We start from the raw sequence: 1,161 nt of genomic DNA on the forward strand, positions 1-1,161 counted from the left end.
GTCGGCGGTGGCGTCCTGGCCCGTGACCGCTACCTGGCCGTTGAGGCCGTACTTGGTGAGGACCCGTCCCCGGTCCCCACCAGCGCCTCCATGTCCACGGGGTCGACCGGCTCCGTCCGCCTCGCCCGGACGGCGTCGACGGCGAGATTGTGGGTGATCGTCACCAGCCACGCACCCACCGAACCGCGCCGCGGGTCGTAGACCGAGGCGTGCCGCCAGGCCCGCTCGAAGGCCTGTTGGGCCACGTCCTCGGCCTGCCGGACGTCGCCCAGCACCGTGAGCGCGACGCCGAAGACCCGGTGCTGGAACCGGCGCACGAACGCCGCGGACAGGTCCGCGTCGCCCGTGCCCAGCCCGGCCAGCAGCAGGTCGTCCGGCGGCACGCCGCGCCCCCTCAGCCGCGGGTGCCGGTGAAGGACCAGACGAGCACCCACACCGACCCCACCAGCAGCACCATGGCGAGCGGCACGTGCACGACCATCACGCCGTAGCTCCCGAGCGCGGCCTGCGGGAAGGTCACGACGAACACCACGGCGGCCAGCACGGCGGGCCACGGTCGCGCCCCGGTCGCGCGGACCACCAGGACCGCGGCGATCATCGCGAGCCCCGTGAACGCGTGGACGCCGTAGGCCCCCAGGTTGTGCAGCATCTCGGCCGAGCGGCTCTGCCCGAGGATCTCCCCGGCCGTGACCCCTTGGACCACGATCACCAGCACGGCGAGCACGGCCGTCACGCGCAGGGCCGTGACCAGCCCGGACGGTGCGGTTCGGGTGGCGGCACCGGTCGTCATGGCACTCCTCTCGCGTGTCGGGCGGGTTCCCGACCCCACGGTTACGGCAGCCGGGACGCGAGGGATCACCGGCGGAGCACACCGTGACCTGATCGTGACCTGCTCGAGGGCCCTGCGGCGACGCGTCCCCAGGCACCGGCGCCGATCGTGCGCTCGCCGCACCCTCGGACACCCCTCGGTGCTGTGCACAGAGCCGTTCCTCGGGTTCGAACCGGTCCCGGCCGAGACGCTCGGACCCACAGCCTCGGCCGAAACGCTCCGAGATCCGACCATCGGCCCGCCTGACCGTCAGATTTCTCCGCAACCGCGGAAGGCACCCGGGCCCGGGGAGGCCGCGATCGACCCACAGCCGGAACCGCGCTCAGGACTGT

2 protein-coding genes are annotated in these 1,161 nt (G+C 73.4%); both read right to left on the reverse strand.

Features of this window, described 5'->3' with window-relative positions; genetic code table 11:
* Nucleotides 1-29: 29 nt before the first annotated feature.
* Nucleotides 30-383: an RNA polymerase sigma factor gene (locus tag H5J29_RS33600; RefSeq protein ID WP_220188245.1), complete on the reverse strand. Its 354-nt coding sequence runs from the start codon at nt 381-383 to the stop codon at nt 30-32.
* Nucleotides 384-394: 11 nt separating this feature from the next.
* A complete protein-coding gene (locus H5J29_RS33605) occupies nt 395-790 on the reverse strand; it encodes a hypothetical protein (RefSeq protein ID WP_181784895.1) in 396 nt (131 codons plus the stop codon).
* Nucleotides 791-1,161: the final 371 nt, after the last annotated feature.

This window comes from Pseudonocardia pini (genome assembly GCF_013870575.1).
Lineage (GTDB): Bacteria > Actinomycetota > Actinomycetes > Mycobacteriales > Pseudonocardiaceae > Pseudonocardia > Pseudonocardia pini.

Bases quoted from the DNA above. Each gene is read 5' to 3' on its own strand.
- H5J29_RS33605 (WP_181784895.1), bottom strand. From the start codon at position 790: ATGACGACCGGTGCCGCCACCCGAACCGCACCGTCCGGGCTGGTCACG.